Here is a 6774-nt window from a genome sequence, read left to right as displayed (position 1 = left end):
TTGATGTAGAATACTGTCGGATTCATCCCCGCGCTAAAGCACGGGGCTTTCTCCTTGATTCTCCGTAAGCTGCCCTGTTGTTGCTTCCGACTCGAATCTCATCGTCGGGGGTGCGTCAGTCCGGCAATTAAAAGGCCGCGTCTCGAAATAACCCGTGAGAACTGACTCGTGAGACGCGACCGGCGCCCTCGCAGCGACCCGGACGGCGGGCGCTCAGTCGTCGTCGACGATCACTTCGACGGGACCGCCGTCGGCCTCGTCGTCGGCCTCGGCGTCGTCGGCCCCCTCGCCCGCGCCGGACTGGGCCTGCTGGTAGTAGAGCCCGCCGGCGACCGCGAGGACGACCCACGACCGCCAGTTGGCGAGGTTCAGCGTGTAGCCGATGCCGAACGGCTTCTCCACGAGCATTCCCTTGCCGGGCTGCCAGTACGAGGACAGCAGCCGGCCGAGGCTGGGCCGCTCGAAGTTGTACGGGATCCCGAGTATCTCTCCCGATGACTGTTTGTCTGCCATACCGGCACATCGCCCGCCGGGGATATAAATCGTGGCGGGACCGCGCGCCAGGTCCGAGCCGCCCGAGATGACGCGTCCGTGGCCGGCCCGCGCTGACTACCGATACCGCCCGCGTCCCTCGACCTCGCGCAGCCGGTCGAGCACGTCGCCGTCGCCGACTTCGGCGTATCCCGCCTCGAACGCCTCGATGAGCGAGCCCGGGGCGGTCGCCGTCGCGCGGATCGACCCTTCGAACACGTGGAGGTCCATCGCGTGGTCCTCGACGTGACCGGTGTGGTAGGCGAGCCCGAAGTCGATGAGTGTCGCTCGCGCGTCGCCGTCCTCCGGCCGTTCGACCCGGACGTTCCGGGTCGTCGGATCGCCGTGCACGATCCCCGCCCCGTGGAGCCGCGCGAGGTGGCGACCGACCGCGGCCGTCAACCGGCCGTCGAGGTCGGCGGCGAGGTCGCGATCCCCGACGTGCTGGAGCGTCAGCGTCCCCGCCGGCACGTCGACGTCGTACACCAGCGGCGTCGGGACGCCGGCCTGCCGCGCCTCGCTCGTCAGGCGCGCCTCGGCGACGGTCCGGTCCCGCCGGAGCGCCCGGTCCAGTTCGGGATGGCGATACCGTTTGGACACCCGACGCTTGATCGCGTGGCGAGCCCCACCGCCCGACTCGGCGGTCGCGATCTCGACGGTCGCCTCCGCGCCGCGTCGGTCCGCGTCGCCGTCGTCGCCTCGCTCCCCGTCTCCGCGCCCGCGGGCGACCGACGCGTCGCCGTCGCGCCACCTCACGGGCACTTGGTCCGGCCGGAACTTCGGATCAATCGCGGAGTCGGCGATCGGCACCGTGTCGCCGGCCGCGGCCATCTTCGCGCCCAGCACCGCGATCATCCCCGCGTTGTCGCGGAGGAACCGCGACTCCGGCGCGTGGAAGTCGGCGCCGCGGGCCGCGCACATCGTCGCCAGCATCTCGCGGAGCCGGTCGTTCTGCGCGACGCCGCCCCCGAGGACGAGCTCGTCCGCGCCGGTCAGCGAGAGCGCCCGCTCCGAGACCTCCGTCAGCATCGCGAACACGTGCTCCTGCAGCGAGAAACAGATCTCCCCGATCAGCACCTCGTCGTCGGACGCGTCGTTGGCGGCGGAGCTGATTCCGGAAAAGGAGAAGTCCATCCCCTTGACGACGTACGGCAGATCCACCAGTTCGCCGTTCGCGTCGCGCTCGGCGGCCGCCTCCGCGGCCGCGGCCTCCACCTTCGGCCCGCCGGGGTGGTCCCAGCCGACGTGGCGGGTGAACTTGTCGATCGCGTTGCCGACGCCGGCGTCCATCGTCTCGCCGAGCACGCGATAGCGGCCGTCGTGGTAGCCGAGGAGGTGCGCGTTCGCCCCGGAGGCGTTCAGGCAGACCGGGTTCTCGAAGCCGGACTGATGGCGACCGATCTCCAGGTGCGCCACCATGTGGTTGACGCCGACGAGGGGGACGTCGAGCGTCCCCGCGAGCGCCCGCGCGGCCGTGCCGACGGTCCTGAGGCACGGGCCGAGCCCCGGCCCTTTCGAGAAGGCGACCGCGTCGATCGCGTCCGGCCCGTGTTCGGCCTCCGCGGCGGTCAGGACCGCGTCGACGACCTCGGGGATCGCCTCGGACATGTGCTCGGCGGCCTCGCGCGGGTGAATGCCGCCGCTATCGGGCTCGTACGGGTCTGATTCGATAAGAACTGCGTCTGTCTCGGCGTCGTACAGCGCCGCGCTCGCGCACCACGCGGTCCCTTCGATGCCGAGAACGCGCATCCAGCGCGCGTCAGGCCTCTTCGGCGTCCGCGTCGGCCTCGTCGCCGATCTTGTTGCGCTCGAGCATGTGCTGCTGTTCGACGTCGAGCGCGTCCTCGGCAGCGTCGTACACCTTCGCGTAGCCGACCGTCTTGCGCATGCCGAACTTCGTGTTCAGCTCGTGGACGACGACCTCCTCGGAGGCCTTGTCCAGCTTGGCCGCGAGCGAGTCGCGGACCGAGAGGCGGGAGGGAGTCGCCTCCTCGTGGGTGGTCTCGAATCGGATGTCCGTGCGGTGCAACATCGGGTTCTCCTCCTCGGAGATGATATCGACGTCCATGGTTCAGTTAGGCGTATATCCCCTCGAAAGCTGTAAAAGGATTTCGAAGCGGGGGTGCCGCCGCGATCGCTCTCCTCGGCCCGCACTCCGCGAAATCCCCCCTCCGTTCGGCCGCTCGGAGACACGACTTAGTTCGAGCGGAACGAAGCCTCGATCGGATGTCCAGCGACACCGAAGAGCTGGTCGAGCCCTCGGAACGGACTCGATACGTTCTGTTGCGGTCGAAACACGTCATCGTCCCGCTGTCCGTCCGGACCAAGCTCCGCTGGTGCGGTCTCATCGCGCTGTCGGCGGCGCTCGTCGGTCCGATCGTGGCGGCGCTCCCGGCGCCCGTCCGGGAGACGTACTTCGCGGGGAATCCGGTGACGACTCCCCTCGGCGCCGCGGCGGTCGTGTTTGTCGGCGTCGGCGGTCTGGCGGCCGCGGGCGTCGGACTCACCGCCGTCGCGCTGTACGTCGATCGGCACCCCGATCCGCCCGAGTCACAGGCGTGGGACCTGATCGCCGCCGAGGACGCGGCGACCGGGTTCGGGCTCGTTACCGGGACTCTCGGCGTCGGTTCCGGCGGGGCCATCCTCGCGAGCGGTCACTGGGGAACCGACGCGGTCCGGCGGCTGGTCGACCTGGGGGTCGAGCCGTACCTCGTCTACGAGCCGCTCCCGGCCACGCCGCGGCTCGCCACGGTCGCCGCGCTCGTCGTCGGTCTCGGAGCGCTCGCGTCGAGCGCGTACGCCGGACGGTCTTGAGTCGGGTCCGGAGCCGAATCGAACGGCTGTGTCCCTCTCGGTCGCCGCTTACCGACCGTCCTCGGGGACGCGTCCGATCGCCTTGTAGGCCGCCTCGACGTCGCCGTCGAGCCTCTCGAACAGCTCCCGCGCCTCCGCGCGGGACTCCGGCGTGACCGCGACGCGGACCATCCCCTCGCCGGGCTGGCCGTAGACGACGCTTGCGCCGTCGGGCGCGGCGAGGATCGCCGGCAGGGCGGCCAGGTCCTCCTCGCCGGCTACCTCGATGACGACCGGGTCGGCGTCGGAGAGCGCCTCGCCGAGCGCCTTGAGCAGCGCCGCCGACAGCGACGCGGCGGGGTTCTTCACGGGGATTCGGCGGTCATCGGCGGCCCCGAGCGCCTCCTTGATCTCGGCGTCGACCGCCTCGCGCTCGGTCTTCCCGTCGATCAGCGCGACGTCCGGGACGCGGCCTGCCTCCCGCAGGTGGTACGTGACCACGTCGCCCACCGCGATGAGCGGGGCGTCGGGCGCGACCTGGTCGGCGCGGGTCTCGGCCGCGTCCGCGAGCAGCTCGTCGGGGTCCGTCGTCACCGGGCCGAGCGGCTGCTTGAACGCGTCGCGCATGGAGTCGGGAAGCGTGAGCATTGGTGTGGAAATCGCGTCGGTCGTTCCGGCGTCGTCACCGGACCTTCAGCGCGTACGAGCCGGCCTTCGTGACGTTCATCTCCTCGGCGATCTGGCTCTCCTCGGGCTTCGAGATGATGACGTAGCCCGCCCAGTCCTCCGTCAGCGACGACGACCCGCAGTGCTCGCAGGTCTGGGAGTCGGGGTCGTTGACGTGGTGGCACTCACGGCACGCCAGGCGGTCCTCGGCCATCAGTCGGCCTCCTCACCGGTCTGTTCGCGGTGTTGCCGCTGGCCCTCTAGCCAGTCGTGTTTCCCGAGCCCCGGCTGCTTCGCCGTGAGCCCGATCTTCGAGTCGCGGGGGTTGCGCTCGTCGATGCTCTTCGTCACGACGCGGACCCGGACGGCGTCGTCGACCCCCAGGGTCTTGTCGGAGTCCGAGGAGGCGAGCTGCTGGTTCGCCCCGTCGAACGTGAGGTACTCGTCGGTGATCTGCGAGACGTGGAGCAGCCCGTCAACGGGGCCGATCCCGACGAAAGCGCCGAACTCGACGGTCTCGACGACCGTCCCGTCGGCGACCTCCTGCATGTCGGGGTCGTACGTCAGCGCGTCGAACTCGGCCTCGTAGTAGACGCCGGGGCGGTTGTGTAACACCGCGCCGTCGCCGATGTCGTGGACGTCGATGACGCTCACGACGCTACCGACATCCTCGTCCATTCGTCCTTCCAGCTTGTCTTGGAGCAGGGCTTTCACCCGCTCGTCGGTGACGTCCGCCAGGTGTTTCGGCGGTACCTCGACCGTATCCTTGAGTCGAACTCGTTTGTACATGTTCTTGGTTGTCCGCGTCCGCTAGGGTTCCGTTATCGCCAGTGCGTTCCGACCCCTTAAACCGATTACTGGTGCGCCCGCCTCCAGCACCCGGTTCGCCAGCGGTCGATCGTTGGTGACGACGCCGTCGACTCGGCCCTCGGTGACCAGTTCGACTAGCGCGTCGTCGGCGTACGATTCGTCCGTCGCCACCGCCTCCGCCCGCGTCGCGAGGTCCGCGCCCACGCTCGCCGCGGTCGCCGCCTCGCCGTTCCCGCCCTGCAGTCGGTCGAGCTCCGACGCGACCGCCGTCGGGACGACCGCCTCGTACGCCCCGAGGAGCCGGTCGAGCTCCTCGAACAGCCGCAGGTTCGCCTCGACCGGCGCCATCAGCGCGCTCGCGTCGAGCGCGACAACCGGGGCGCCCCCCGGACCGTCGCCCGTGAGGTCCCCGTTCGCTGCGGAGTCCTCGGTCGGGCCGTCGCCCGCGCGGATCGAGTCCGAGCCGTCCGCGCGGGCGTCGTCGGTCACGCTACGAGAGCGTCCCGACGCCGATGAGGCGCCAGCGCGCGCCGACGCGCCGGTTGATCGCGATCTGCGCGCCCGCCTCGGCGCAGACCGGCCGCTTGAGGCTCACCTCGCACTCGCCGTCGCGCGCGCTCGTCACCGCGCCGACCGTCGTCGCGGTGCCGACCGTGAGCATCAGGGGCTCGCCCGTGCTGATCTCTTCGATGTCGCTCTCGCCGCTCTCGTCGTCCTCCTCCCCGACGACGCGGTCGAGCAGGTCGACCTGCATCTCGAACTCGTTGCGGGTCGGCGGGAGCGTCCCGGGCTCGCCGGCGACCTGCCCGGCGAGCGCGTCGCCCTTCGTCAGGCTCGGGTCGAGCCCGGTGCCGACGCCGAGGAGCCCGCCGGGCCGGGCGGACTCCACGTCGTTGCTGCCGGCCTGCAGCGAGCGCACCGTGGTCTCGAGGGGGCGCCACTCCGTCTGCCCCTCTTCGTCGACCTCGCGGCCCGGTCGGATCTCCAGCCCGTCGCCGACCGAGAGCTCGCCGCTGACCAGCGAGCCCCCCACGACGCCGCCCTTCAGGTCCGCCGCGGTCGCGCCCGGGCGGTTGATGTCGAACGAGCGCGCCGCGTACATCCGGGCGCTCTCGCCGGGGTCGCGGTCGGGGGTCGGGATCTCGGTCTCGATCGCGTCGATGAGCAGGTCGAGGTTGACCTCCTGTTGGGCCGAGACGGGGACGATCGGTGCGTCCTCCGCGACGGTGCCCTCAACGAACTCCTGGATCTGTCGGTGGTTGTCGACGGCGCGGTCGCGGTCGACCAGGTCGACCTTGTTCTGCGCGATGACGATGTTCTCGATCCCGATGAGGTCGAGCGCCATCAGGTGCTCTTCCGTCTGCGCCTGCGGGACGTCCTCGGTGGCGCTCACGACGAGCACGGCGCCGTCCATGATCGAGGCGCCCGAGAGCATCGTCGCCATCAGCGTCTCGTGGCCCGGGGCGTCGACGAACGAGACTGTCCGGATCGGCTCGCTCGCGGAGCCGTCCTCGCACTCCTCGTCGACGGTGTAACACTCGGGCGCGTCGAGGCCGGGACAGCGCCGGAACGCCGCGTCCGCGTACCCCAGCCGGATCGAGATGCCGCGTTTCATTTCCTCGCTGTGCTGGTCGGTCCACGAGCCGGACAACGCCTGCACGAGCGTCGTCTTCCCGTGGTCGACGTGACCGACGAGACCGATGTTCACCTCCGGTTGTGTGTTGCCTTCAGTCACTGTTGGACCTCCTAACGGAGTAGTCTTACCCGAATTTCGCCCCGTGCGAGTGATAAAGTTGCTGTTATAGCGCCGACAGGGACCTCGCGTGGCACGCCCGAGTGCGACGACGCGACACCAGCACTCGACCGCGACGACGACCATCACTTATAAATGAGTGTGCGATGCGGTGGCGCGCGCCTCCGACCGGCCGCCATCGGCGGCCGAGAGGAGCGCGTGCGAGGGAGTCGCTCGCCAGC

9 protein-coding genes are annotated in these 6774 nt (G+C 70.2%); 1 reads left to right on the top strand and 8 read right to left on the bottom strand.

The features are described from left to right. Window positions 1-213: 213 nt before the first annotated feature. The 3 genes from N5096_RS10895 to N5096_RS10885 all read right to left on the bottom strand — a co-directional run bounded on the left by N5096_RS10895 (window position 214) and on the right by N5096_RS10885 (window position 2599). Window positions 214-513, bottom strand: coding sequence for a DUF5808 domain-containing protein (locus N5096_RS10895; protein WP_267664665.1), 300 nt, complete (start codon window positions 511-513; stop codon window positions 214-216). A gap of 96 nt (window positions 514-609) precedes the next feature. Then, window positions 610-2280, bottom strand: a complete 1671-nt coding sequence (locus N5096_RS10890) for a bifunctional N(6)-L-threonylcarbamoyladenine synthase/serine/threonine protein kinase (protein WP_267664663.1) — start codon at window positions 2278-2280, stop codon at window positions 610-612. Window positions 2281-2290: 10 nt separating this feature from the next. Further along, window positions 2291-2599, bottom strand: a complete 309-nt coding sequence (locus N5096_RS10885) for a 30S ribosomal protein S24e (protein WP_267664661.1) — start codon at window positions 2597-2599, stop codon at window positions 2291-2293. Window positions 2600-2757: 158 nt separating this feature from the next. Between N5096_RS10885 and N5096_RS10880 the strand changes: the two genes are divergently transcribed. Continuing rightward, window positions 2758-3345 carry a hypothetical protein gene (locus N5096_RS10880; protein ID WP_267664660.1) on the top strand — a complete coding sequence of 196 codons (588 nt, stop codon included), beginning with the start codon at window positions 2758-2760 and terminating at the stop codon, window positions 3343-3345. Window positions 3346-3393: 48 nt separating this feature from the next. Here N5096_RS10880 and N5096_RS10875 read toward each other — a convergent pair whose 3' ends face one another. From N5096_RS10875 to N5096_RS10855, 5 genes are read right to left on the bottom strand one after another with little or no spacing between them, the layout of a single operon-like run. After that, window positions 3394-3972 carry a GTP-dependent dephospho-CoA kinase family protein gene (locus N5096_RS10875; RefSeq protein ID WP_267664659.1) on the bottom strand — a complete coding sequence of 193 codons (579 nt, stop codon included), beginning with the start codon at window positions 3970-3972 and terminating at the stop codon, window positions 3394-3396. Window positions 3973-4006: 34 nt separating this feature from the next. Then, entirely contained in the window at window positions 4007-4204 is a 198-nt protein-coding gene (gene spt4 / locus N5096_RS10870) for a transcription elongation factor subunit Spt4 (RefSeq protein WP_267664657.1), read from the bottom strand. Then, window positions 4204-4779: a DNA-directed RNA polymerase gene (locus tag N5096_RS10865; protein ID WP_267664655.1), complete on the bottom strand. Its 576-nt coding sequence runs from the start codon at window positions 4777-4779 to the stop codon at window positions 4204-4206. Before N5096_RS10865 ends, spt4 begins: the two co-directional genes overlap by 1 nt. Window positions 4780-4800: 21 nt before the next feature. Then, on the bottom strand, window positions 4801-5289 hold the full coding sequence (locus N5096_RS10860; RefSeq protein WP_267664654.1) for a type II toxin-antitoxin system VapC family toxin: 489 nt from the start codon (window positions 5287-5289) through the stop codon (window positions 4801-4803). 1 nt (window position 5290) lies between these two features. After that, on the bottom strand, window positions 5291-6535 hold the full coding sequence (locus N5096_RS10855) for a translation initiation factor IF-2 subunit gamma (protein WP_267664653.1): 1245 nt from the start codon (window positions 6533-6535) through the stop codon (window positions 5291-5293). Window positions 6536-6774 lie beyond the last annotated feature (239 nt).

It is taken from the genome of Halorubrum yunnanense, assembly GCF_026586675.1.
In the GTDB taxonomy this organism is placed as follows: domain Archaea; phylum Halobacteriota; class Halobacteria; order Halobacteriales; family Haloferacaceae; genus Halorubrum; species Halorubrum yunnanense.
The sequence above is the reverse complement of the archived record's forward strand: the minus strand, read 5'-3'. Positions and strand labels throughout refer to the sequence as shown.